Here is a 26,447-nt window from a genome sequence, read left to right on the forward strand (position 1 = left end):
TTCCTGTCCACCTCATCTTTCTGTACAATAGAAAGAAAGGTTGGCAGGATTTTTTTGGGGTGACAGGCACCAATACAATTCAGACACTATTCGGAATTGTTCGGGATTTGACTTGGTGACTGTTGACTTGGTGACTGTCACCTCTACAAAGAAGGGGGACGACGCTTTGTCATTGCGTTTTATTACCGGACGGTCGGGTTCTGGGAAGACGACGTTCATCGAGAGGGAGATCGCGGCGGAGCTGGCGGAGCGGCCGATTGGGGCGCCTATCATTGTCATCGTGCCCGACCAGATGTCCTTTTCCATGGAGCATAGCTTGTCGGTCGATTTCGGATTGAACGGGATTATACGAGCGCAAGTGCTGACGTTCAAGCGGCTCGCGTGGCGCGTGCTGCAGGAGACGGGCGGAATTGCACGCAAGGAAGTGGATGGCTTCGGCTATCGGATGCTCGTGCGCAGCGTTCTCGAAGAAAATCAGGATGAGTTCAAACTGTTCCGCCAGGCGGCGAATAAGCGCGGATTTACGGAAATGATCGGCGATTTGCTTAAGGAGTTCAGCCGCTACAGCTTGGATCATGCGAAGTTGCAGGAACTCCGCACAACGCTGTCCGGGCAGGAGGCGCCGCGGACTTTGCTCGATAAAGCGGATGATTTGTCCATTTTGCTGACGAAGATCGAGGACAAGCTCGGGACCGCTTACATCGATAGCGAAGGTCATTTGGCATTGCTCGCTTCGCAAATCAAACATTCCGACCTGCTTCGGGAGGCGGATATCTATATTGATGGGTTCGAAAATTTCCCGACCCGGGAATATGAAATCATCACCGAGCTGATGAAAGTGGCCAATCGGGTGACGGTCGCGCTGCCGATGGAAGGGGCCGATTCCGGGTTCGGCGATCATGAACTGTTTTACACGCCGGTCCGCACTTCATTCCGCTTGCGGGAGATTGCGCGGACGGAGTCGGTAGAAGTGGAAGACGATGTCTATATGGCGAAGGGGCAGCGGTTTAAAAGTGCCGACCTGCGCCATTTCGAGGCGGAATTCGACCATTATCCGGCACAGGTAAAAGAGGCGGAAGGCCATGTCCGCATTATCGAAGCGGCCGATCGCCGTGCCGAAATCCATGCCGTGGCACGGGCGGTCCGTGAGCGGGCCCGGGCCGGCAAGCGATATAAGGAAATCGCCATCTTGTATCGGCAGCCGGAAAAGTACGATGAGCTGATCGGGACGATTTTTCCCCAATACGATATCCCGGTGTTCATTAGCCGGAAAAAACCGATGCTGCACCATCCGCTCATCGAGTTCTCGCGTTCCGTCTTGGAGGCGGTAATTGCGGGCTGGTCGTATGAATCGGTCTTCCGCGCGGTGAAGACGGACCTCTTTTTCCCGCATAATGAAGAGAAGATCCTCTGGCGGGAGCGAGCGGATCGTTTGGAAAATTTCGTGTTGGCACGAGGAATTTACGGTTCCCGCTGGTTTGATGATACGCGTTGGCGGGTGAAGAAGTACCGGGGGCTTGAACTCCATACGGATGTACAAACCGATGAAGAGCGGGCGCTGGAACAGGAGTTGCATTTGGTCCGGGATGTCATCCGGGAACCGCTCGCTTCGTTCGAGGCTCGGCTAAAGCGTTCCCGAAATGGCCGGGATGTGGCGGAAGCGCTGTTTTTATTCATGGAAAAGCTTCATGTGTATGAAAAGATCCTCGACCTTCGGATGGAAGAGGAGGAGGCGGGGCGGCTGTTCGGCGCGACGGAGCATGAGCAGGCATGGAATAATTGGATCCATGTGCTGGACCAGTTCGTGCTCATGTTCGGCGATCGGAAGATGGATCCGGCGGAAGCGGCGCGCATTCTGGATGAAGGCTTCGATACGCTCGAGTTCTCCAGGATTCCGCCGTCCCTCGATCAAGTTACCGTGACGACGCTGGAAGTTTCCGCTTTGATGGAAATATGCACGGTGTTCGTAATTGGTGTCAACGATGGGGTGCTGCCGAAACGGATCGACAATGAAGGGCTCCTCTCCGATGCCGATCGGGAATGGTTCATGCAGGCGGGATTCGACATTGCCCCGACTTCGAAGATGAAATTGATGGATGAGACATTCATGGCGTATCGTGCCTTCACTGCGGCCAGGGAGGAACTGGTCGTGTCGTATCCGATTGCGGATGAAGAAGGGAAGGCGCTCATCCCGTCGCTTTACATTTCGAGGATCCAGCAATTGCTGCCGGGCACACCGTTGGAAGTTGTCGTAACCGATCCTTCCGAACTGCCGCTGGAGTCGAATCAGTTCGACTATATCAGCCATCCGCGGGCTGCGCTCCCTTACGCGACAATTAAGGCGAAGGAGGCATTTCACTCCGGGGTTTTTGATGCGGAATGGCAGGCCGTTATGGCGTATTACGAAGAAGATCCGCTCTGGTCTTCCGTTCTGCGGCATATTATCCGCCCGATGAAGGAAGGCAAGGCGACGGAACGGCTCCGTCCGGAACTGACCGCGGGATTGTACGGCGAGTCGTTCGTTTCCAGCGTGTCGAGGATCGAGTCGTATTACAGCTGTCCGTTCCAGCATTACGCCTCCTATGGACTGCGTCTGGAAGAACGGACGGAGTTCACATTGGAAGCTCCGGCAATCGGGGATCTGTTCCACGCTGCATTGAAATGGGTGTCTGACGAAGTGATGCGGCTCTCCAAATCATGGAGCGGATTGTCGAGGAAGGAATGTTGGCGGTTGGCGCGGGAAGCGGTCGATGATATTACGCCGTATTTCTTCAACCGGATTTTATTGTCGACGCATCGCTATCAATATATCAAACGGAAGCTCACGCAAATCCTCCAACGGACCATCTATTCCCTCAGCCATCAGGCAAAGGCGACGGTGTTCAAGCCGGTCGCCATCGAAGCGGCATTCGGGCCGGGGGAAGAGTTGCCGCCGCTCGAAATCCCGCTCCGCCGCGGGAATACGATGAAACTTCGCGGTAGGATTGACCGGGTGGATGCGACGGAAATCGGCGGGAAGGAGTATGTGCGGATCATCGATTACAAATCATCCGCCCATTCGCTGGATCTTGCGGAAGTGTATTACGGATTGTCCTTGCAGATGCTGACGTATTTGGACGTTGCGCTGGAAAACGCGGATGAATGGCTCGGCATCCAGGCCCATCCGGCAGGCGTGCTCTATATGCATGTCCATAATCCGATGATCCGTCCAGATATGGAGTTGACCGCCGAACAGCTGGACGCGGAAATCCGCAAGTCTTATAAGATGAGGGGTTACTTGCTCGAACATCCGGAAGTCGTTACAGGAATGGATGCGGATATCGGCCGTTCCTCGGCGATTGTCCCGGCGGCGCTCAAAAAGGATGGCGGCTTTACAGCAGCTTCGAAAGTGCTGGCGGCGGACGATTTGGACATGATGCGGTCATTCGTCCGGTCCCGCCACCGCAAAGCGGGCGATGCGATGCTCGCGGGCGATGCACGGGTGTTCCCGTACAAACTGCGCGAAAAGATGCCGTGCCAGTTCTGCTCGTATCGTTCCGTGTGCCAGTTCGATCCAACCGATCCGGACGAGGAATACCGGCCGTACGCAGAGTTGGCACCCGATATCACGTTGGAGAAAATGCGGAAGGAGGTGGCGGAGGATGAACATACCAGTGAAACCTGAAGGCGTGACGTTCACGGATGCCCAGTGGAAAGCGATCTGGGCGTCAGGGAAAGACATCCTCGTTTCCGCGGCCGCCGGTTCGGGAAAAACGAAAGTGCTCATCACCCGGATGATTGAAAAGGTGTTAAATGAAAGCGATCCGACCGACGTGGATCAGCTGCTTGTCGTGACGTTCACAAACGCCTCCGCAGCGGAAATGCGCCATCGGATGGCAAAGGCGCTGGAAGAAGCGATTGCGGCGAAGCCGGATTCTGCCCATTTACGGAGGCAACTGAATTTATTGAATAAAGCCCAGATTTCCACATTGCACTCGTTTTGCCTGAATGTCGTGCGCCAGTATGCGTATTTGCTCGATATCGATCCGGGCTTCCGCATCGCGGATAGCACGGAAGCGGCACTTTTGCGGGACGATACGATCGGGGAAGTGCTGGAAGAGGCGTATGGTGCGGAAAATCCGGATGCGATGTACCGGCTGGCGGACAGTTTCACATCGGACCGGAACGACCAGGCGATCGAGACGCTGATCGACCGGCTGTATGATTACTCGCGCGTCCATCCATCGCCGGAAGCATGGCTGCGCCGGATCCCGGGACAATATGAAATCGGAGGCATCAGTTCCGTCGATGAGCTGAATTTCATCCGACCGTTGAAGACTTCGATCCGTCATACGCTGGAGGAGGCTGCTGCGCTTGCGGAGGAGATGCGCCGCATCGCCTTGTTGCCGGACGGGCCGGAACCGCTCGCTGCGACTGCGGAGGCCGATCTCTTATGGATCAACGAAGCAATCCGCCGGTTGAATGAAACGACGTGGGAAGAAACGTACGAGTTCTTCGCGACGTTGAAATGGGTGACGGCGGGCCGCATTAAGAAAGATTCGTGCGACGAGGAATTGGCGAACCGGGCGAAGAAGCTCCGCGATGATGTGAAGAAGATGATGAACACTGTAAAGGATAGCTATTTTACAAGGACGCCTGCCCGGTTATTGGAGGAAATCCGCTTGATGGCTCCCGCAATGCACACGCTCATCGATCTTGTCATTGATTTCGGACGGCGCTACGAGCGGGTGAAGCTCGATCGCGGCATCGTCGATTTCTCGGATCTTGAGCATTACGCACTACGGATTTTATCCGAAGAGAAGGATGGGAAATTGTATCCGTCCGCCATCTCGCAGGATTATCGGAACCGGTTTAAGGAAGTGCTTGTTGACGAGTACCAGGACGTGAACAGATTGCAAGAGACGATCATCCAGTTGGTGAAGCGGGCGGGAGAGTCCGATGGCAATCTGTTCATGGTCGGTGATGTGAAGCAGTCCATTTACCGGTTCCGTTTGGCTGAGCCGATGCTCTTTCTTGGGAAATATAACCGGTTTACCAAGGAGGATGGCGTTGAAGGACTGAAGATTGATTTGAATGCGAACTTCCGAAGCCGGGAAGAAGTGCTGGATGCGACGAATTTCGTCTTTCATCAAGTGATGGGAGAGCGGGTCGGCGAGATCGAATACGATGAGGCTGCCGCCTTGAAATATGGAGCCCAGTATCCGGAGAAGAATGTTCCGACTCAGTTGTCGCTACTTTACGCAGACGAAGAAGAGGACGATGATGAGGCGGAGGACGCGACGGAACTGGCGGGCCAAAGTTTGAAGAGTTCCCAGGCCGAAGCGCGGTATATGATCCGGAAAATCCGGCAGCTGATGGCATCCGGAGCGGAAGTGACCGATGCGTTCACCGAAGAGCGGCGGCCGCTTGAGTATCGGGACATCGTCATTCTCATGCGCTCGATGACGTGGTCAGGTGAAATTGCGGAAGAGTTCAAGCTGGCGGGGATTCCTATTTACACCGAACTGAAGCGCGGCTATTTCGACGCACTTGAAGTGATGATCATGCTGAACACATTGCGCGTCATCGACAATCCGTATCAGGACATCCCGCTCGCCTCCGTGCTGCGTGCCCCGTTTGTCGGGCTGACGGAGAACGAGTTGGCGCAAATCCGGCTGGCCAAAAAGAACGTACCTTTCTATGAAGCGCTCCAGACGTTCATTTCAACGGGAGGGGCGGGGATGGCTCCGGAAACGCAGTTGAAGTTGCAGCGATTCTTTGTCCAGTTCGAGGATTGGCGCAATCTGGCACGTCGCGGGTCATTGTCCGAGCTCATTTGGCAAGTGTATTCTGATACGCATTATTATGAGATGGTCGGCGCAATGCCGAACGGGAAGCAGCGCCAGGCGAATCTTCGCGCGCTCCATGACCGGGCGATCGATTATGAGAAGACGTCGTTCCGTGGATTGTTCCGCTTTTTGCGTTTTGTCGACCGAATGAGGCGGCGGGGGGATGATCTAGGAGCGGCCCGATCGCTGAGCGAGAAAGAGAACGTCGTCCGGATGATGACGATCCATTCTTCAAAAGGGCTGGAATTCCCGTATGTTTTCATCGCGGGGGCCGGCCGGCAGTTCAATAAGATGGATTTCAATGAAACGTATTTATTCGACCAGCATTTCGGGCTCGCGGTGAAGGCGATTGATCCGGACAACCGGATCACGTATACATCGTTGCCGTATCTTGCGATGAAGGAGAAGAAGGAGCTGGAAATGCGCGCGGAGGAGATGCGCGTCCTATATGTGGCGATGACACGCGCGAAGGAGCAGCTGGAAATTGTCGCTTCAGTAAAAGATATCGAAAAAGCGATTGTGAAATGGCAAGATGCCCAACTTGTGAACCCGGCGGAACGATTGCCGGAATATGTCCGATCCCGCGCCAATGGCTACCTCGACTGGATCGGGCCGGCCGTCGCGAGGCATCCCGCATTCGAAAAGTTCGGTGTCATCCAAGGCGGAGAGCTGCTGGACGATCGTTCGAAATGGGAAATCGATGCACTGCCGGTTTCTTCATTCTTGGAGGAACTGGAGTCTTCATCCGCCGAAACGGCAGCGGATTCGGCAGTATCGGAGCCGGATCAGGTGGATGAAGCCGATTTGGCGGAAGTGCATCGCCGGTTTGATTGGACCTATCCGCATTTGTCTTCGGTTTCCAAACGATCCAAGCAGACGGTGAGCGACGTGAAACGGCTCGCCATCCTGGAGCAGCAGATCGATGAAGATGATCCGTTCACCGTCAAGGAAGATGAATTGGGCACGCCGTACTTGCATGACCGGCCTGAGTTCATGCAGTCCCGCGCTTTGTCGGCTGCTGAAATCGGAACCGCGATGCACACGATCATGCAGCAGATTCCGCTTGAGCAGTCCGTTACGATACGGAAAGTCGAAGAAGTCATATCGGAATTGGTGGATCGTCAATTGCTGACGATGGAAGAGGCCAATGCAGTGGATGCGGGTTCGGTTGCCCACTTTTTCACGACTCCTCTTGCCAAGCGGCTCCAGTCGGCAAGCCGATTGTTCCGTGAAGTGCCCTTTACGTACGCGTATGACGGGCAGGACGGGGACCGCCAGATTTTGCAAGGGATTGTGGACTGTCTTTTCGAAGAGAAAGACGGCTGGGTGCTCTTGGATTACAAAACGGACCGGGTGCGCGGACGATTCCGGACGGCGGAGGAAGCGGATGAAGAGTTGCAGCGGCGCTATGGCATCCAGTTGAATTTATACCGGCAAGCGCTGGAAGAGATTTTGCACATACCTATTAAGGAAATGGTCCTGTACCTGTTTGATGGAGAGAGGGCCGTACCTATTCAGGAGGAATGATTTTGAAAGTAGAACCGACGACCCTCGGGAATCGGATTGAAGCATTGGACCTCATGCGGGGCTTTGCACTGCTCGGGATTTTCATTGCCAATATGTTATTTTTCCATACGCCGATTTTGTATATCGACCCGTATAGCTGGTTCAGTACGCCCTCGGATGAGGTGACATATAAAGGGATCGCGATTTTCATCCAAGGGAGCTTTTATCCGATTTTCGCCATCATGTTCGGGTATGGGCTGAATATGCAATTTGAGAAAGCGGTCGACAGCGGATCCCCATACGCCCGGGTATTGTCCCGACGGCTCGGCCTGTTGCTCGTATTTGGCCTGATTCACGGCCTGTTGATCTGGGCGGGGGATATTTTATTGTCCTATGCGGCGATGGGATTCATGCTCTTATTATTCATCCGGCTGCGGACAAAGTGGTTGCTGCCGATTGCTTTTATCCTATACGCGTTGCCGATGAGCGGACTTCTTGCATTGTTGAAGCTTGCGGAAAAGCTCGATCCGATATCGGTAGACCCTTCGTTTGTGGATATCCATAAAGTGGAGTTGTCCATTTCTGCTTATGCCCATGGAGGTTTTATGGATATCATGGTGCAGCGGTTCCAAGACTGGCTGCAAGTCGGCTTGATGAGCGGCGTTTTGCTCGGGTTTTTCATGATCTTACCGCTTTTGATACTGGGCGCCGTTTTGTCGAAATGGAAACTGTTTGAACGGGCAGGGGAACTGAAACGGTGGCTTTTAATCGGGGTAATCTTTTTTATTCCCGCTGGCATTTGGCTGAAGTCGTTCCCGTTCCGATACGGAAGTTCGGCTTCCAATCAATTTATCCAAGAAGCGTTCGGTGGAGTGATCCTTGCACTGGGTTATATCGCTCTCTTCTTGCTGTTGGCGCAGAACGGGCTGTTCCGCTCGGTTTTCCGCCCGGTCGCCAAAGCGGGACGCATGTCGCTGACGACGTATATTACTCAATCCATCGCGGCGACACTCATTTTTTACTCCTATGGTTTCGGGCTTTACGGCAAGGTGGATCTTGAAACGGGGACATGGATTGCGTGCGGCATTTTTGTCATCCAAGTGATTTTCGCGGAAATCTGGTTGTCCAAATTCCGCATGGGTCCGCTCGAGTGGATCTGGCGAAGAGGGACATACGGAAAAAAATTGCCGGATTGAGAAGAGAAATCCGGGGAAATGTTGTAACATGGAAGATAGGCTAAGGTTGGCAGAATGATAGGGCGCCAGCCAGTGCGGTAATTGATTTTGAGAAGGGATGGATAAAAAAGATGAAACTATTGTCGTTCCGTTACGAGAACAGGACTTCATTCGGTCCGAAAGTGAAAAGGGAAGATGCGGTGTGGGACGTGCTTGCCATTGCGGAAGCATATGGCGAGGCCGATTTTCCACAGACGATCACGGAAGGAGTGGCGGCTGGCCTCGATTTTGTGGAAAAGGTGAGACAGCTCGCGGAACGGGCGCAGGAAGATGAAAACCCGGAGCAATTCAAATTTGCGTTCACGGACATCGAATGGTTGTCCCCGATTCCGAGAACTCCGAAAAACATATTATGTGTCGGCAAGAACTATGCCGATCATGCAGCGGAAATGGGCTCGGATGCGCCACCTGAAAAAATTGTCGTCTTCACGAAATCCCCGACCACAATTGCCGCAGACGAACAGAACTTGCCGATCCACGACGATGTGACGGACAGCCTGGACTACGAAGGGGAACTGGCAGTGGTCATTAGCAAAAGAGGGAAGGATATTCCGCGTCAATTGGCTTATGATTACATTTTCGGTTACACGATCGCCAACGATGTGACGGCGCGTAATGTCCAAGAGGAACATCAACAATATTTCCTTGGCAAGAGTTTGGAAGGGTCGTGTCCGCTCGGCCCATATTTGGTGACGAAGGATGAGCTGCCGAATCCGCAGAACCTATCCATCGTGACGAAAGTGAATGATGAAGTGCGCCAAAACAGCAATACGTCGAAGATGATTTTCAAGATCGACGAATTGATTGCGGAAATTTCCCGTTATGTGACGCTGGAGCCGGGTGATGTCATTTTGACAGGCACGCCAGCAGGAGTCGGAAAAGGCATGACACCGCCGACTTTCCTGAAAAAGGGCGACACGGTGAAAATATCCGTCGAAGGGATTGGCACGCTCGTCAACCGGTTTAATTAATAGCCGGATGGACGGCGGGGAAGCCGATATTCTTTTATTTGGATTCTCTGATATGATACCATTATTATGTATGAATAATGAATGAGGTGACGAGTTTGGACGCATTAGCGAGCACGACACATTTCCATGTGTTCACATGGGTGGTCGGCATCATTTTGTTCCTCGTGGCGGCTGTCATGGCGAACGGGACAAAAGGCAAGAAAATCACGCATATGATTGCAAGGCTGTTTTATGTACTAATTGTAATTTCCGGCGCATTGCTATTCTTCAAGTATTCCAGCGCGAACGCCGCGCTCTACGGCGTCAAATTCCTGCTCGGCCTGTTGACGGTCGGCATGATGGAAATGGTGCTGGTTCGCGGGGAGAAAGGGAAAAAGACAGGCATGTTCTGGATTTTGTTCTTCGTTTTCCTCCTGGCAACACTATTTATCGGATTCTATCTTCCGATCGGAGTTTCATGGTTCGCTAACTTATAACCAGACGGATTGGAGAGGATATGGACAATGGGACCAATCGCATTTGGAATCATTTTGCTGTTAATGGCGCTATTCGCCATATCTGTCTTCATCGCGTACCGAAGAATGAGAGCTCCTGATGAGTTTGATGATTGACCGGACAACCCGCCAGCTGCGTGCTGGCGGGTTTTTGGATAGGGGCGAGGAAGCTGCGCCATGGGGTTGCGGGGCTAAAGGGGGATTGGGGAACTGAAATGGGGCTGCCATGGCAACTGGGAGAACTGTCGTGGCAAATGGAGAAACTGTCCTGGCTCTGGTGAACTGTCTTGCCTGCTTCAACCCACCCACCCTTCCCCCTATCTTCACAAAATCGACCTATTTCCAGCCCCGACCATCTAAATTTCATTGAAAGAATAGCGGGAAGACAAGGTGTTTGGTAAAATAGCGAGGGATAGTTTGTTGCGAGGAGGCAATTTTCTTGAAAGTGAATCGATGGTTCGGACTGCTGACTGTTGTGCTGCTATCCGTGTCGCTCATGCTTCCATCGGTAGCGGAGGCGGAGAAAGTGCGCACGATAGCGGATGAAAGTATATATGACCTGCTGGTGGACCGTTTTAATAATGCCAATGGTCAAAATGATTTGAATATCAACGCCCAGGATCCGCAGGCCTTTAACGGTGGCGATTTTGCAGGGGTCATGGACCGGTTGCAACATATTTTGGATATGGGATTCACTGTCATCTCACTTGGTCCGGTTTTCGAAACGGCTACGTATGACGGAAATGAAGTGCTGGATTACGAAGAGCTCGAACCTCACTTTGGAACCGCGGATGAGTTCAACTCGATGATTGAGGCAATTCATGCCAAGGATTTGAAAGTCATTGCGGATTTTCCATTAAACGGAGTGAGTGCCAATCACGTGTGGACGGATGAATTGGCCACACTTCCGGCTACAGATGGAACGGTGAATTGGGATTATGCCGACCTGGCTGTCCGGCAAGCAATCCAGGATGCCATTGTGGGATTTCTAAATACCTATGATCTGGACGGCATCCGCCTGACGAAAATCGCCGGGGTGGATACGGCCTATTTGAATGAATTGATTGCAGCCATCAAAGAAGCGGATCCGGATGCGTATGTTCTGGCCAATGAAGAAACGGACGCTGGATTTGATTTGACACCAAATGCGGAGGAAATGAATGCCCTTCGCACTTCCTTTGTTTCTTTTGACGCGGATACGTCCCCGCTCGGTATCTTCACAAGTGAACACCGGGGCCAGCTCATTCAAGTGGATGACCTGACGGGACCGCGATATACGTATGATATTGTGGAAGCGCGTATGTTTCCTCCAACTCGTTGGAAATTGGCGGCTGTTGCGTTGTTCACCATGCCGGGTGTTCCGCTGATGCCTTATGGGACAGAAATTGCGGTCAATGGTGAGCAAGCGCCGGAGAGCCATCCATACATGAATTTCAGGACGGATATGGAATTAAAGGATTATATTGCAGATCTCAACAGCTTGCGCAATCAATCCGAAACGTTCCGGTCCGGGGAATTTGAATTGCTATATAATGAGGAAGGATTCATCGTCTACAAAATCTCGTCACCGGAAGAAACGTGGATCGTCGCACTGAACAACTCGGCGAAAACAGCCAATACGGCCATTCCCGTGGATGTGATCGGGGAGAATAAAATCCTGCGCGGCTTGCTGGATGGAGATTTGATCCGTGAATCGGATGACGGGTTGTTCCGAGTCGTCTTGGAACGCGAATTGGCGGAAATTTATATTGCAAGTGAAGATGAAGGTTTCAACACTCCGTATTTGATCGCGTCGATTCTAGTTTACGTCCTCTTCCTCGGCTTTCTGTTCGCGGTGTGGCGAAAAGGGAGACAGAAGAAAAGAGAAGAAGGTTCCCAAATATAAAATGCACTCTCTGCATGTCGATAGTGGCGTGCAGGGAGTTTTTGTATTCTGTTGAAGGTTGCGGGAACAATCTGCGGTCACTTGGAGTTATCAGCCATTGCGCGGAAGTATCAGCCGTTCCTCTGAGATATCAGCCATTGCGCGGAAGTATCAGCCATCGCGCGAAGTTATCATCGGTTGCGTGGAAAAGTCAGCCGTCGCGCAGTAATATCAGCCGTCCGACGAAGTTAGCAGCGTGACGTCCCCATCTCATGAGGTTTCATTTGAAAAATCGCCCCACCGATGGAGGCGGGGCGGAAGTTGGTTATTCGGCTTTGTACCCAACCATGTTGACAGGGTCTTTTGGCGAAGAATAGGCAGGGGAGTAGGAAAGTTCCAAGGCGGCGAGATCATCGACAGTCAGGTTGCCTATGATGGCAGTGGCGATGACGTCGATCCGTTTGTCGACTCCTTTGCTGCCGACAGCCTGGGCGCCGAGGATCCGGCGGGTTTCCGGGTCGTAATGGACGCGCAGGTGGATCCAGCCATGGTCGAAGTAGTAGCCGGCATTCGTACCGCCCTCGTAGACGGAAGTGGCAAACGCCATGCCTTCGGTTTCCAGACTTTTGGCGGAATGGCCGGTCATCCCCGCCGTCAGAGAGAATAATTTCGTGATGGACGTCCCGAGGAAGCCGTTGATTTCGAGCGGTTCACCGGCGAGATGCCGGGCCGCGATATACGATTCCCGGTGTGCATGCCAGGACAGCATGACTGTCCTCGGCTTATCCGTGAACCAGTCGGTGCCTTCCGCCGCGTCGCCGACGACGTAAATATCCGGATCCGAACTTTGCATATATCGGTTCGTTGCAATCGCCTTTGTCGGACCGAGTGCCAGCCCGGCCTCTTCCGCTAACTTTGTATCGAGTTCGATTCCGATCGTCGCAGCAAGAAAATCGACTTCCAACGTGGCTCCGCTATTGAGGATCAACCGTTTTCCTTCAATCCGCTCGATTTCTTCCTCCCGATAAAGCGTAATCCCATTTTCCTGCATTTCCTTTTCGAGCCTCTCCGAAATTTCCGGGTCCAGCACGTCCATCACCCGGTCGCCCCGCAGGATGACGGATGTCTCGATTCCACGATGGACGAAGTTCTCCGCCAGTTCGATGCCGATGAACCCGCCTCCGATGACGGCACAGGACTTCGGTTTTTCTTGCGAGATGAAATCCAGAATCTCTTCCATTTGTCCATAGCTCTTCAAGGTGAATAAAGGCAGCTCCCCGGCATCCAAATCGGGGACCCGCGCCTGGCCGCCCGGGGACAGGATGAGCTTGTCATACGGTTCATGGAATGTGACCCCCGTAGTCATATTGCGGACGAAGACGATTTTCGCTTTCCGGTCGATGGACAGGACATCGTGCTCCAAGCGCACAACGATGTCCCGCTTCTGGCCGAATTTCTCGGGGGACGGTCCGGCTATTTTTGATTTATCTTTAATCAACCCGCCAATGACGTAGGGCATGCCACATGTGCCATACCCGAAAACCGGATCCCGTCCGAACAGGGTGATATCCGAATCCGGCAATGCCCGCCTGATCTGGGAAGCGGCTGTCGAACCTCCCGCAATGCCTCCTACAATGACAATTTTCATGAGTGGAGTCCTCCTTCGGTGTCAGTTTTCCGGCAGTTTATTCAAGAAAAACACAGAGATCGTTCCGGGACCGGCATGGGCGCCGATTGCAGACCCGATCATATGGATTTCGATGGACTCCGGGTGGAACCTCTCTTCGATGGTCGCCTTCACTTCATTGGCCATCGCTTCATCATCCCCATGGCTGATTGCCACGTGCTGTTTGTCCAGTCCGCTTCCGCGTTCCCCGATGAGATCGACCATCCGGCGCAGCACTTTCTTGCGACCGCGGTGTTTTTCAATCGGTACAAGTTTGCCACCTTCGACATGCAGCAGTGGCTTGATGTTCAATAACCCCCCGATGAACGCGCTCGCTTTCGAGACCCGGCCGCCTTTCGCCAAATAATCCAAGTCCTCCACGGTGAAAAGATGTTCCATATGATTCGCCATGAACCGGATTTTCCGCTCAATTGTCCGGACATCGTCCCCGGCATCCCGTAATCGGACCGCTTCTTTGACAAGAAGGCCGTACCCGAGGGAGGCGCATTTGGAGTCGATGATAACGAGGTTCATATTCGGATTGGTCGCCTTCACTTGGTCTTTCATCATGACGGCGGTATCATGGGTTCCGGATAATTCGGAGGAGAAAGCGATGTAGATGCCGTCCTCGCCCGTTGCTGCGAACTCTTTCCACGTAGCGAGCAGCAGTTCCGGCGATGCTTGGGAAGTCTTCGGATGTTGGCCTTCGCGGATCGCTTTATACACTTCTTTGGAATCAACGGAGACGATGTCGTCAAATTCCTGGCCGTTGACAAGGACACGCAACGGAATCAGGGTCACATCGTTTTCCTCGAAAAACGTTTTAGGTAAATCACAGGCGCTGTCAGCAAAAATTCTCATTCCCATTCCTCCCGATTGTTAATTACTATAGTTGCAGCCGTTCTTGTAAAATATGGGCGATGCCGTCTTCGTTATTCGTCAATGTCACTTCATCGGCGATCGTTTTCAAACGGTCGATCGCATTGCCCATGGCGACGCCTACCCCGGCATAGTCGATCATTTCGAGATCATTGTCCTCGTCGCCGAATGCAATGATCCGATCTCGGGGAATATCCATCCATTTCGCGACGTGCGAGATGCCGACTGCTTTATTCAACCCGTGGCGCACGATTTCGATGACATCGAATGGAGCGCCCCACCGGCGATGGTCGATGACTTCTGCGTGGACTTCGGCAAGATGTCGACGGATTGGATCGACATCCTTGGAGTCCGCTTGGATGAGCAAGCTCGTCGGATCGACGCGTAAATATTTACGGATGTCGCCTGCTGTAATTCGAGGATCCCCGAAGCCGAAAATGTTAAGCAGCTTCTCATCATGGCGCTGCATATAGACGTCATCCAGCACTTCCGCCACAATATTTTGGAATGAAAAATCCTGCATGGCATCGATGACATCATTGACGACGGGAAGCGAGATCGTTTCATGGACCGGCTTCCACGACAGGTCACCCGGCCGGTGTACATAGGCACCGTTGAAGTTGACGATCGGGGTGTTCAACCCGAGTTGCCTGTAATAAACTTCGCTTGCACGATACGGGCGGCCGGTAGCAATCATGATCTGATGCCCGTTTTCTTCTGCTTTTTTCAAAGTGTCTGCTGTTTTTTCAGGGATGGTTTTTTCATCGGTGAGAAGTGTTCCATCCAAGTCGAGGACGATCAAATGCGGTTTCAAGAAAACTCCTCCTTTACAACTTCAGTCTATCGTTTCCCCGTATAATAAGTCAAAAAAACCCGATAGCGAACTTTTCATTTTGTTTTATTAGAAAAACTTTGGTACGCTCTTTTATAAAGAAAGGAAGGGGATGTCGGCGTGATTGTAACGGATGAGGTGTGGGGAAATATCCCTTTATTGCATATAGTGGAAAAAGAGTTGGAGACTCCGGAAATGCCGGTCATGATCTTCCTGCATGGTTTTACGAGTGCGAAGGAACATAATTTGCACTATGCCTATCAGATGGCTAAAAAAGGGCTGCGTGTCCTGTTGCCGGATGCACATCTCCACGGCGTCCGGGCGGAGGAGCTGGATGAAGTGCAACTGAGTTTACGATTTTGGGAGATTGTGTTGACGTCGCTTGAAGAAGTGGGCGTCTTGAAGGATGAATTGGCAAAACGGGATCTGCCTGCTGTAAAGGTCGGGCTTGGGGGAACGTCCATGGGAGGCATCACAACATTAGGTTGCCTCACGCTCTATGATTGGATTGATGCGGCGGCAGTCATGATGGGTGCACCGAACTACGTTCAGCTGGCGAAGGCGCAAATGGCCCAGTTCGAAAGGGGCGGCTTTAAATTGCCGATCACGGATGAGGAACGTCGCAACTTGCTCGATACGCTGGCTCGGTTCGATTTGACGAAGCATCGGCCGGCGCTGGCGAAACGCCCGGTCTTTTTCTGGCATGGCCGGAATGACACGACTGTACCGTACGAGCCGACGTTCAATTTCTATAATGCGGTGAAATCGGATTATGCGGATCATCCGCATGATTTTGAATTCATGACGGATGAAACGGCGGGCCATGCCGTTTCCAGACCGGGGATGCTGCGCGCGGCGGATTGGATGGCCTTCTATTTGAAGGGGCGGCCCTGACTCTGTTATGATGAAGGTATTAACGGAGTGGGAGGTATGAAAATGGATCAGGACATGAAAGACAGCATCATGGGCGTTTTGGAAAACGTGATTGACCCCGAGCTGGGAGTCGATATTGTCAATCTGGGACTTGTCTATGATGCGGAACTCGACGAAGCCGGAAAAGCGATCGTTACGATGACACTTACCTCGATGGGCTGTCCGATGGGCCCGCAAATCGTAGCCAATATCAAGCAGGAATTGATGGAGTTGCCAGAAGTGAAAGATGTCGACGTCAACATCGTATGGAATCCGCCTTGGTCGCGTGATATGATGTCGCGTTACGCTAAAATGGCACTCGGAGTTCGATAATCCAATACGTTTGAATCGGGGTTAATTCGATTCAAAGCTCGTGACATCATTTTGTAATTTGCGGTCTTTTGCACGTCGTCTGAATAAAAGACAAGGCCGAATTCATCCCGCTACTTGCAAAGGTGGGATTTTCACTGAATAAAAGCAATCGAAATCGCCGTCAAGCATCTTTGATGGCGATTTTTTGCTAGATGAAAGCGGGGAGGGAACCGATGCAGACAGTCAAGCAGATCATGCATCATCTGGAACCACTGGAAACAATGCAGGATTTCCGGAATGAAACCTTGCGTATCTTCGACTGATATTTCGGGTTGGAACGGTCCGTTTTCTGGCTATGCGGGAAGGGTGGCGTAATCCACGACCCGGTCGTTCATAATATTAAGCCGGTTGTTCTGGAGAGTTACGTAGATTATGTGGAGGACGATTTTCTGCTGCCTGCCCGAGTGCAGGCCAATCTTGATACGGCAAGAGTGCTCCGGTTGAACGATGTCGTAACCGAGTCCGAATATGAAAGAAGTGCGTTCTATCAGGAGTTCATGGAACCGAAAGGAAACTATCATGAAATGGGCGTCTATTTAGTATCGGGCAATCAGCTAGTCGGCGGTATTTCATTCACAGCAGGCAGGCGCAACCCGTTCGAGAATGAAATGATCCTTGAGAGTGTCGAAGTGATTTCCTATTATGTATCGATGAAACTGCAAACGTTTTTACAGAGGGATCCGTTGGAACGACTTGAGCTGACGCCGGAGTATTGTACACATTGCCGTCGTCCCCTAATTCGAAATAGGACCCGGGCGCAATCCACTTCTTCATTGCCTTCGCTTTCTCTGTAAGCGCTTTCGTAGAAGGGCCGCCTGGAATTGGTTCGGCCATTTGCCGCCAGTTGATCGGCTCGATGCCATTCAAGCAAAGTTCCGGGAAAGCGATTAGATCGACTGTCGGGTTCATGAAGGTGACTTGGTCGACATACGCCATCATCGCCTTCAGATTTTCTTTCTTCTTTTGCTACGGATCTGGATGTCCGCTCGGCGAAGCCATTTGGATAATTGCCATGTTCAAGTACGTCATTCATTCCAACCCCTTTCGTTTATTAATTCAATTTATACTGAATATTCATGGCGAATCCATTACTCGAAAGAGTAATCTTTTGGGTCGGTTTATGGACGGTGTTCGAGGGTAAAGAGGAAAGATGGATACCCCATTGAAAGGAGAGATGCTGTATTTTTGGCCTTTCCGATTTCGCACGGTTTGCGTTATCCCTCTTCATCCTTTTGCCGCTCGTGTCGTTTGTCCACTCGATTGGCCATTCGTTTATGGCAGCTCTGTTCGGCGGTTGGGCGCGGTTTGCATTGGGGAGGGGGAAAGTATTGTTTTGCATCGGGGCCATCACGGTTCATCGGATCTATTTCCTCGATTCGAATGTCCGGTACTCGCGTTTACGTTGGAGCAACCGGTTCACTCATTTCATGGTGCATGCAGGCGGCGTCCTGTTCAATATCGGTTCCGTGCTGCTGTTGAATTACCTGATTTCACATGGAATCATGAAAGACCGGAACTACCTTTTTCTCTATTCCTATTTTTCGATCTGGTTTGCGTTTATCTCGCTCATCCCGGTCGACTACGGGAATGGCAGCTATAGTGACGGGCTGAACCTGTATTATATTATGAAACATCGGGAGTTCCCTCAATTGTATAATTGAGAGAATACCGGTGTTTTTTAATTGGAAGGTGGGATGCGCTTGGAAGGGAAACAACGTCATATGTCGAATGTAAGCAAGTGGCAGTGATTTACATAATGGAAGGGGTCGGTCTTATGTCATTCAAAACAGCAGACCTATGCGATGAATTTGCAAATGAAGTGAAAGTTTGCATGATGGAGTTCAATTCGTATGGAAAGCATAAGCGGTTTTCCGGTCCGATTGAGACGGTTCGGGTGTTTGAAGACAATGTGCTAGTGAAAGAAGCGTTGCAGACTATCCCGGAAGGCAGCGTGCTCGTTGTCGATGGGGGTGGATCAAAACGGTGCGCGCTTATGGGAGATCTGCTCGGTGATATTGCGCAAACGCGGAAATTGGCGGGCGTCATCATTAATGGATGCGCACGGGATACGGCGGATATCGGCCAACAGGAGATTGGCGTGTTCGCAATCGGAAGCCATCCGATGAAAAGCATTAAGCAAGGGAAGGGCGAACGCAATATTACGTTGAATTTCGGCGATATCGATTGGGAGCCGGGGCATTATGTGTATGCGGATGAGGATGGGGTCATCGTCGCTGCCCGGAATTTGATCGGTTGAATTGGACATCCTTTGGGGGAGGCGTAGCCTTTTTCCGAAGGATGTTTTGTTATTTCTGCTGCCATTCGGGTAAGAGGGAATGGAAAGTGGATTTCTTTACTTTTGGAGAAATTCATATTATAATTTTAATTAATCAAAGATAGTCAAAGTCAAATGAAAGAAGTGAATTGACATGAGAATGGATACTCAACAGGAAGATCAACGCACACCGCTTGAGCAGTTCGGACGCAATCTTGTGGATGAAGTTAAAAACGGGAAAATGGATCCGGTCATCGGCCGGGATGAAGAAATCCGGAATGTCATTCGAATTTTATCAAGGAAGACGAAAAACAACCCAGTACTCATCGGAGAGCCGGGGGTCGGGAAGACGGCAATCGTCGAAGGACTGGCCCAACGGATTGTCAAAGGGGATGTGCCGGAAGGATTGAAAGACCGTCAAATCTTCGAGCTGGATATGAGTGCATTGATTGCAGGAGCCAAATATCGCGGGGAATTTGAGGAACGATTGAAAGGCGTCTTGAAGCAGGTCAAGGACAGCGATGGGGAGATCATTCTTTTCATTGATGAAATCCATACGATTGTCGGTGCCGGGAAGACGGAAGGCGCGATGGACGCGGGCAATATGCTGAAACCGATGCTCGCACGCGGCGAGTTGTACTGCATCGGCGCGACGACGCTGGATGAATACCGGATGTACATCGAGAAGGATCCGGCGCTTGAGCGGCGGTTCCAACAAGTGATGGTGCGCGAACCGTCCGTCGAGGATACGGTGTCCATCTTGCGTGGGTTGAAAGAGCGCTTCGAGCTGCACCACGGAGTCCGCATCCATGACCGGGCGATCGTAGCGGCGGCTGCGTTATCGGACCGGTATTTAACGGAACGCTTTTTGCCGGATAAAGCGATTGACTTGATCGACGAAGCGAGCGCGATGATCCGGACGGAAATCGACTCCATGCCGAGCGAATTGGATGCGGTGACCCGGCGGATCATGCAACTGGAGATCGAGGAACAGGCACTTCGGAAAGAGAAGGACGCGGTGAGCCAAACACGGCTTGAAACGCTGCGGGAAGAATTGAAAGGATTGAAGGAGTCCTCCGCCGGCATGCGGGAGCAATGGGATCAAGAGAAAGAGGCATTGCGTGGAATCCAGGAGAAGCGGGAGGAGCTGGACCGCTTCCGCCGCGATTTGGAAGATGCGCAAAACCGGTTTGATTTGAACCGGGCGGCCGAGCTCCAATATGGCAAGATCCCCGCTTTGGAGCAAGAGTTGCAGGAGCTGGAGCAGCCGTTGTTGGAGAGCCAGGAGAATCGGTTATTGAGGGAAGAAGTGACCGAAGAAGAGATTGCAACGATCGTGGCACGCTGGACCGGAATCCCGGTCACCAAGTTGGTGGAAGGGGAGCGGGAAAAATTGTTGCGCCTCCGCGAAACGCTGGAGGAGCGGGTCATCGGCCAAGACGATGCCGTCCAACTCGTAACGGAAGCAGTATGGCGGGCGCGGGCGGGCATCAAAGATCCGCATAAGCCGATCGGTTCGTTCCTGTTCCTCGGTCCGACGGGTGTCGGGAAAACGGAATTGGCGAAAACGTTGGCCGCGTCATTATTCGACTCGGAAGACCATTTCATCCGGATCGACATGTCCGAATACATGGAGAAGCATAGCGTTTCCAGACTCGTCGGGGCGCCTCCGGGGTATATCGGCTACGAAGAAGGAGGCCAGTTGACGGAAGCAGTCCGGCGCAATCCGTACTCTGTCGTCCTGCTCGATGAAATCGAAAAGGCGCATCCGGATGTCTCGAACATCTTGTTGCAAATTTTGGATGACGGCCGGATCACCGACAGCCAAGGCAGATTGGTCAACTTCACGAATACGGTCGTGATCATGACATCCAACATCGGCTCAGCTTATTTGTTGAACGAACTGGACGATACGGAAAATCACGCAGCCGAAGATTTGGTCATGGCCGAGTTGAGACGCCATTTCAAACCGGAATTATTGAACCGGATGGATGATATTATTATCTTCCACTCCCTCAAAGCAGACGCATTTTCACGGATTGCCCGGAAAATGCTGGAGGAGCTGGTGAAACGGCTTGAGGAGCAGGAAGTCATCTTGACTTATGACGATGCCGTCGTCGACTGGATCGTCCGGGAAGGCACGGACGCCGATTTCGGGGCCCGTCCGCTGAAGCGCTTCATCCAGCGGAACGTCGAAACCGTCGTCGCCAAAGAAATCATCAAAGGCGAAATCCGTCCAGGCGAAGTGTTGGCATTGTCGATGGTGGATGGGAAACTGGATGTTCATAAAGGGTGAAGACTGAAGAGCCGCATGGGGATTTTAATTCCTGTGTGGCTTTTTTCGTGGTGGAGTGATTGCAGCAAATTGGTTTGCATTTGTCGTGAGATTGGTTGCGTTCGTGTGGCGTTTGCTTGCACTTGGTCGGGGGTTTCTTGCGCTCGCAACCCGGTTGCTTGCATTCGCTCCGGTCTTTCTTGCAACTCGCCGTCTGCCGTGGGTTTGGTTGCGCTCGTGTGGCGTTTGGTTGCGCTCGATCGGGGTTTTCTTGCACTCACAACCCGGTTGCTTGCATTCGCTCCGGTCTTTCTTGCAACTCGCCGTCTGCCGTGGGTTTGCTTGCGCTCGTGTGGCGTTTGCTTGCATTGCACTCGAGATTGCTTGCACCCACTCTGCTGTTGCTTGCGAATCCTACTTTTCAGCCCAACAAAAAAACCATCTCCCCAAAAGGAAATGGCTGTCTTGGTCAATCAATGATCGGAAACTGGATCGTCCGGGCATGCACTGGAGATGACGAGGACGACGACCGATAGGATGACTGAAACGACGATGCCCGGTACGAGGTCGAATGGAACGTTCGCGATCGAGCCGGTAACATAGTTCACCATGGTAACCAAAAGAAATGACCAAAAGAAAGTCATTACGAATTTCATCAAATTCACCTCTACATAAACGGATTCTTACTAATGATAGCATAGCCGCGGCAGGGGAGGAACCTTTAATGCGGAAAAGAGAAATTAAATTTGGCAAAAGCGTGTCGGCGGGTTGAAAAGTATATCCCTTTCCCTTATGATTAATACCAGGTACTAATATTAGATGATAAGAACGGGGGATGAAAATGAACGCTGGTTTCATTGGAATCGGTAAATGCGTTCCTGCACAAGTTGTGACGAATGCAGATTTGGAAGAACGTATGGATACATCGGATGAATGGATCCGCACGCGGACAGGGATTGAACAACGGCATATTGCAGACGAGGATACGGATACATCGGATTTGGCGTACCAGGCTGCGGTGAATGCTATTGAAGATGCCGGGCTCCATCCAGAGGACATAGGGTTGATTTTGGTGGCGACGGTGACTCCGGATCAGCCATTCCCGTCGGTGTCTGCCATGATCCAAGACCGGTTGGGAGCGAAAAATGCGGCCGCGATGGATGTATCTGCGGCTTGCGCCGGGTTTATGTACGGTATCGTGACGGCGAAGCAGTTCGTTGAATCGGGTGCGTATCCGTATGTGCTCGTCGTTGGCGTTGAAAAATTATCGAAGATCATGGATTGGGAAGACCGCGGGACGGCTGTGCTGTTCGGTGACGGTGCAGGGGCAGCGGTAATCGGTAAAGTAAGCGAAGGCCGCGGCATCCTGTCATTCGAACTCGGAGCGGATGGCAGCGGCGGCAAGCATCTGTTCCAAGACCGTTATATTCAAATGAACGGCCGAGAGGTATTCAAGTTTGCAGTGAGACAAATGGGCGAATCGGCTGAAAGTGTCATCGAAAAGGCCGGCTTGACGAAAGAGGACGTCGATTATTTGATTCCACACCAAGCGAATATGCGGATTATGGAATCCTCCCGGGAACGTTTGGGTCTTCCACCTGAGAAGATGTCGAAGACGATTCATAAATACGGAAATACTTCCGCAGCATCGATTCCGATTTCTTTAGTCGATGACGTAGCGGAGGGGAAAGTGAAAGACGATGATGTCATCGTGCTCGTCGGATTTGGCGGAGGGCTTACATGGGGTGGCCTGTGCGTCAAGTGGGGAAGATGATTCCCTCTTTTCATGATAGAATAAGTGCTAGAAGATGCGGAATTACTTAAATAGGGAAGGGAAGTTGAGAACATGGAAAAACGTCGTGTCGTGGTTACAGGGGTCGGGGCGGTATCCCCAGTCGGAAATTCAGCGGAAGAATCTTGGCAGTCCGTACTGGAAGGCAGGTCGGGAATCGGTATGCTGACCCGGTTGGATCGGGAACAATTTCCGGTGAAAGTGGCGGCAGAAGTGAAAGACTTCGATATCGAAGAGTATCTTTCACGCAAAGATGCCCGGAAGATGGACCGGTTCACGCATTTTGCGATCGCTTCCTCTGTCATGGCAATGAAAGACGCCAATCTGGAATTGGATGAGGAGCTCGGACTGCGGACGGGCGTGTGGATCGGTTCGGGGATCGGCGGAATGGAAACACATGAACAGCAATTCAAGACATTCCTGGAAAAAGGGTATCGTCGGGTTAGTCCGTTTTTTGTCCCGATGATGATTCCGGATATGGCGTCTGGCCAGGTATCCATCCATTTGGGGGCGAAAGGCATCAACTCTTGTACCGTGACGGCCTGCGCTTCCGGAACGAACTCAATCGGGGATGCGTTTGAAGTCATTCGACGCGGGGATGCGGATATCATGATCACTGGCGGGACAGAAGCGCCGATCACGACGATGGCGGTTGCCGGTTTCTGTTCGAGTACCGCTCTTTCATTGAACCCGGACCCGGCGACGGCTTCCCGTCCGTTCGACGCAGAGCGCGATGGTTTTGTCATGGGAGAGGGCGCTGGGATCCTGATTCTTGAAGAATACGAGCATGCGAAAGCACGCGGCGCTAAAATCTATGCGGAAGTGATCGGCTATGGCTCCACGGGAGATGCCCATCATATTACGGCACCCGCTCCGGAAGGGGAAGGGGGCGCCCGCGCGATGGTGGAAGCGATCAAAAAAGGCGGCATTACGCCGGATCAGATCGATTACATCAATGCGCACGGCACGAGCACACCGTACAATGACTTATACGAAACAATAGCCGCGAAAACGGTTTTCGGCGACCATGCCTACAAATTGGCGATGAGCTCGACGAAATCGATGACGGGCCATCTTCTGGGTGCAGCGGGTGGACTCGAGGCGATCTTCACTGTCAAGGCGCTCCATGAAGGCATTCTGCCGCCGACTGCAAATTACCAAAACCCGGATCCGGAATGTGATCTGGACTACGTGACAGAGGGTGCTCGCAAAGCGGACATCCGATACGCAATGAGCAACTCACTCGGTTTTGGCGGACATAATGCTTCCCTCGTGTTCAAGAAAATAGAAGATTGATTGAGAAGGCAACGCCCCACTGTGGTGGGGCGTTTTTGAGTGCAATGAAGACTAGGGGCTGTGGATTTTGGGCCGTGCCGTGACAGTTTTGTGCTGGGCCATGACAGTTTCGCGGCGAGCCATGACAGTTCGGGGGATAGGCCTGACAGTTCCACCGCCCGTCCCGATTGTCATGACAATCCAGTCCCTCAACCTCCATCCGGCAGCATGCCCAAACGCCCCCTTCGTCTAACGGAGGGGGCGTCTTCATATACTCATAGAAAATCCAAAGGACGATGCCGAATGACACGTTTGTTCCTGTTCCTCATCAGCTACGGGCTCGTGGTGATCACGGTGTCCCATATGATCTTCTATTTCAATTATCGTTCGCTCGGATACGAATGGAACCAGATTTTCCAGTACATTGTCCGGACGGCTGACTTCGCGCTTTTTTTGATTGCGGCGGCTGTCCTGGTTTTAACGATTACCGTTTCCGTCCGAGTCCCATCGCGGCCTCCATCTTCTGAAGAGTGGCCGAAGCGATAGCATTCGCTTTTTCAGCGCCTTTGTCCAAGATATCATCCAAGATCGTGGAGTCGAGCAATTCATAGTACTTTTCCTGGACCGGGGCAAGATGTGCGGCGACGGCTTCCGCGACACCGGCCTTAAAGGCGCCATAGCCGAGTCCTTCATATTTGGCGACGAGGTCGTCGATGGCGACATCACTTAAAACGGATTCGATTGTCAATAAATTCGAAACGCCCGGTTTTTCCGCCACATCGAATCGGACGACTCCTTCCGAATCCGTAACGGCACTTTTGATCTTCTTCTCGATTTCTTTTGCAGTATCCAATAAATAAAGCGTCCCTCTTTTATTAGGGTCCGACTTGCTCATTTTCTTCATCGGATCTTGCAAGGATTTGACGCGGGCTCCGTTTTTCGGAATGCGCACTTCAGGAATGGTGAGGACCTCTCCGTAGCGTCTATTGAATCGCTCCGCCAAGTCGCGGGTCAGTTCCAAATGCTGCTTTTGGTCTTCTCCGACCGGGACAACGTCGGTGTTATACAAGAGGATATCTGCGGCCATCAACGGTGGATAGGTCAAAAGTGCTGCGGAAACCCCTTCTTGCCCTTCCGACTTATCCTTGAACTGGGTCATGCGCTCAAGTTCTCCGATATACGAAACGCATTGCATGATCCAGCCGGCTTGGGCATGCGCCGGTACCTCCGACTGTATAAATAAAACGGATTTCTCCGGATCGATGCCGCTTGCGATATATGTCGCCGCCAATGACCGGATCGCCTTCTTCAATTCATCTGGTTCTTGCTGGACCGTGATTGCATGTTGGTCGACAATTGAAAAAATGCAGTCCGCCTCATGTTGAACTTCGACAAACTGCCGGAATGCTCCAATATAATTCCCCAATGTGATGATGCCTGTCGGCTGTACACCAGAAAAAATGGTTGTCAATTCAAACTCCTCCTAAAAAATTCGATTCTACAATTAAAAACAGGTTCTATTGTACCAACAATTTACTAATGCAAAAAAACACCAATCATCCCATACTAGGGACGATTGATGTGATTCAACCGTGGTACCACCCGAATTGCCCGAAGGCCACTCCACTTCCGTAACGCGGAAAACGTGACAAGCTAATGGCCAAAGCGTTCACTCGTCAGGCTCGGGATCCCATTCATCCAGTTCAGCTTGCCTGTTTTCACCAGCCACAGGCTCTCTATAAAGCTCGGAACTGAATTACTCTTTCCTTCACAGCCGTTCTTCATCATGTTTATCAAATTATAATATGGGGTATGAAAGAATGCAATAGCGCCGTCAAATGTAATAAAAGAGAAGGCCGATGCCCATCCCCGTTAAAGTCAGCGTACCTCCCCCCAGCAATGGCGTGATGGATCCTGTAAATAGTTGAGACGGTGCCCGCATCGAGTCGATTTCCTCCACCCGATGTTTCGGCGTGAAAATCTTGCGGGACGTGATGAGAAAAACATCAAAGAATCCGGTAGAAAAAACAAAGAAGACAAGCCCGGTAAACAGCATGATACCGCCGACAGAAAATGACATATTTACATAGGCGAGAAGTGAAAATTCATTATGGAATAACAATACAAGGACAACGGTAATAAGTTGCCCTAAGAAGAAATATCGGATGGCTTTATTCATAGCGATGCCTCCTTTATTTCAGTATTTTAAAGATTTGATGAGATGGAATCAAAGAATGATTCTCCGTTCTCCAATATAAAGCATTCCACGTA

At 51.8% G+C, this 26,447-nt stretch carries 20 protein-coding genes and 1 other annotated feature; of the genes, 13 read left to right on the forward strand and 7 right to left on the reverse strand.

The annotated features are described in order from the left end of the window. The first annotated feature begins 166 nt into the window (after positions 1 to 166). The 6 genes from addB to OXB_RS09140 all read left to right on the forward strand — a co-directional run bounded on the left by addB (position 167) and on the right by OXB_RS09140 (position 11,919). Positions 167 to 3,664: a helicase-exonuclease AddAB subunit AddB gene (gene addB, locus OXB_RS09115; protein ID WP_041073631.1), complete on the forward strand. Its 3,498-nt coding sequence runs from the start codon at positions 167 to 169 to the stop codon at positions 3,662 to 3,664. Further along, a complete protein-coding gene (addA, locus tag OXB_RS09120) occupies positions 3,642 to 7,355 on the forward strand; it encodes a helicase-exonuclease AddAB subunit AddA (RefSeq protein ID WP_041073633.1) in 3,714 nt (1,237 codons plus the stop codon). Before addB ends, addA begins: the two co-directional genes overlap by 23 nt. Next, positions 7,352 to 8,530 carry a DUF418 domain-containing protein gene (locus OXB_RS09125; RefSeq protein ID WP_052483955.1) on the forward strand — a complete coding sequence of 393 codons (1,179 nt, stop codon included), beginning with the start codon at positions 7,352 to 7,354 and terminating at the stop codon, positions 8,528 to 8,530. The genes addA and OXB_RS09125 overlap by 4 nt, the downstream gene beginning before the upstream one ends. A gap of 110 nt (positions 8,531 to 8,640) precedes the next feature. Next, positions 8,641 to 9,540, forward strand: coding sequence for a fumarylacetoacetate hydrolase family protein (locus OXB_RS09130; RefSeq protein WP_041073635.1), 900 nt, complete (start codon positions 8,641 to 8,643; stop codon positions 9,538 to 9,540). A 77-nt stretch (positions 9,541 to 9,617) separates the two neighbouring features. Then, entirely contained in the window at positions 9,618 to 10,016 is a 399-nt protein-coding gene (locus OXB_RS09135; RefSeq protein WP_052483956.1) for a YisL family protein, read from the forward strand. Between the two features lie 463 nt (positions 10,017 to 10,479). After that, entirely contained in the window at positions 10,480 to 11,919 is a 1,440-nt protein-coding gene (locus OXB_RS09140; protein ID WP_041076554.1) for an alpha-amylase family glycosyl hydrolase, read from the forward strand. Positions 11,920 to 12,223: 304 nt separating this feature from the next. Here the strand turns inward: OXB_RS09140 and OXB_RS09145 are convergent, their stop codons facing one another. The 3 genes from OXB_RS09145 to OXB_RS09155 are packed head-to-tail and all read right to left on the reverse strand — an operon-like array spanning position 12,224 to position 15,257. Beyond that, positions 12,224 to 13,546 (reverse strand): FAD-dependent oxidoreductase, encoded by a 1,323-nt coding sequence (locus OXB_RS09145; protein ID WP_041073639.1) that lies wholly within the window; start codon positions 13,544 to 13,546, stop codon positions 12,224 to 12,226. Positions 13,547 to 13,567: 21 nt separating this feature from the next. After that, positions 13,568 to 14,425: a DegV family protein gene (locus tag OXB_RS09150; protein WP_041073641.1), complete on the reverse strand. Its 858-nt coding sequence runs from the start codon at positions 14,423 to 14,425 to the stop codon at positions 13,568 to 13,570. A 25-nt stretch (positions 14,426 to 14,450) separates the two neighbouring features. Continuing rightward, positions 14,451 to 15,257 carry a Cof-type HAD-IIB family hydrolase gene (locus tag OXB_RS09155; RefSeq protein WP_041073643.1) on the reverse strand — a complete coding sequence of 269 codons (807 nt, stop codon included), beginning with the start codon at positions 15,255 to 15,257 and terminating at the stop codon, positions 14,451 to 14,453. A gap of 138 nt (positions 15,258 to 15,395) precedes the next feature. Between OXB_RS09155 and OXB_RS09160 the strand changes: the two genes are divergently transcribed. Then, a complete protein-coding gene (locus OXB_RS09160) occupies positions 15,396 to 16,169 on the forward strand; it encodes a prolyl oligopeptidase family serine peptidase (RefSeq protein WP_041073645.1) in 774 nt (257 codons plus the stop codon). Positions 16,170 to 16,211: 42 nt separating this feature from the next. Continuing rightward, positions 16,212 to 16,520, forward strand: coding sequence for a metal-sulfur cluster assembly factor (locus tag OXB_RS09165; RefSeq protein WP_041073647.1), 309 nt, complete (start codon positions 16,212 to 16,214; stop codon positions 16,518 to 16,520). A gap of 612 nt (positions 16,521 to 17,132) precedes the next feature. Here OXB_RS09165 and OXB_RS19450 read toward each other — a convergent pair. Next, complete coding sequence (locus OXB_RS19450; protein WP_144399675.1) at positions 17,133 to 17,498, reverse strand: nitrilase-related carbon-nitrogen hydrolase; 366 nt, start codon at positions 17,496 to 17,498, stop codon at positions 17,133 to 17,135. A 389-nt stretch (positions 17,499 to 17,887) separates the two neighbouring features. Between OXB_RS19450 and OXB_RS09180 the strand changes: the two genes are divergently transcribed. From OXB_RS09180 to OXB_RS09190, 3 genes are all read left to right on the forward strand, one after another. Next, positions 17,888 to 18,220 (forward strand): hypothetical protein, encoded by a 333-nt coding sequence (locus OXB_RS09180; protein WP_052483958.1) that lies wholly within the window; start codon positions 17,888 to 17,890, stop codon positions 18,218 to 18,220. Between the two features lie 113 nt (positions 18,221 to 18,333). After that, on the forward strand, positions 18,334 to 18,816 hold the full coding sequence (gene rraA / locus OXB_RS09185; RefSeq protein ID WP_041073656.1) for a ribonuclease E activity regulator RraA: 483 nt from the start codon (positions 18,334 to 18,336) through the stop codon (positions 18,814 to 18,816). 178 nt (positions 18,817 to 18,994) lie between these two features. After that, complete coding sequence (locus OXB_RS09190; protein WP_084212551.1) at positions 18,995 to 21,130, forward strand: ATP-dependent Clp protease ATP-binding subunit; 2,136 nt, start codon at positions 18,995 to 18,997, stop codon at positions 21,128 to 21,130. 452 nt (positions 21,131 to 21,582) lie between these two features. Here OXB_RS09190 and OXB_RS09195 read toward each other — a convergent pair whose 3' ends face one another. Then, positions 21,583 to 21,765 carry a DUF2929 family protein gene (locus tag OXB_RS09195; protein ID WP_041073658.1) on the reverse strand — a complete coding sequence of 61 codons (183 nt, stop codon included), beginning with the start codon at positions 21,763 to 21,765 and terminating at the stop codon, positions 21,583 to 21,585. A gap of 185 nt (positions 21,766 to 21,950) precedes the next feature. On the opposite strand from OXB_RS09195, the gene OXB_RS09200 reads away from it, so the two are divergent. Further along, positions 21,951 to 22,883, forward strand: a complete 933-nt coding sequence (locus OXB_RS09200) for a beta-ketoacyl-ACP synthase III (protein WP_041073661.1) — start codon at positions 21,951 to 21,953, stop codon at positions 22,881 to 22,883. Positions 22,884 to 22,955: 72 nt separating this feature from the next. After that, a complete protein-coding gene (gene fabF, locus OXB_RS09205) occupies positions 22,956 to 24,197 on the forward strand; it encodes a beta-ketoacyl-ACP synthase II (protein ID WP_041073663.1) in 1,242 nt (413 codons plus the stop codon). A 463-nt stretch (positions 24,198 to 24,660) separates the two neighbouring features. Here the strand turns inward: fabF and trpS are convergent, their stop codons facing one another. Next, positions 24,661 to 25,647, reverse strand: coding sequence for a tryptophan--tRNA ligase (gene trpS, locus OXB_RS09210; RefSeq protein WP_041073665.1), 987 nt, complete (start codon positions 25,645 to 25,647; stop codon positions 24,661 to 24,663). Positions 25,648 to 25,741: 94 nt separating this feature from the next. Beyond that, positions 25,742 to 25,957 (reverse strand) — a binding site (T-box leader). 53 nt (positions 25,958 to 26,010) lie between these two features. Then, positions 26,011 to 26,355, reverse strand: coding sequence for a DUF3899 domain-containing protein (locus OXB_RS09215; protein ID WP_041073667.1), 345 nt, complete (start codon positions 26,353 to 26,355; stop codon positions 26,011 to 26,013). Positions 26,356 to 26,447 lie beyond the last annotated feature (92 nt).

Source organism: Bacillus sp. OxB-1 (assembly GCF_000829195.1).
GTDB lineage: Bacteria > Bacillota > Bacilli > Bacillales_A > Planococcaceae > Sporosarcina.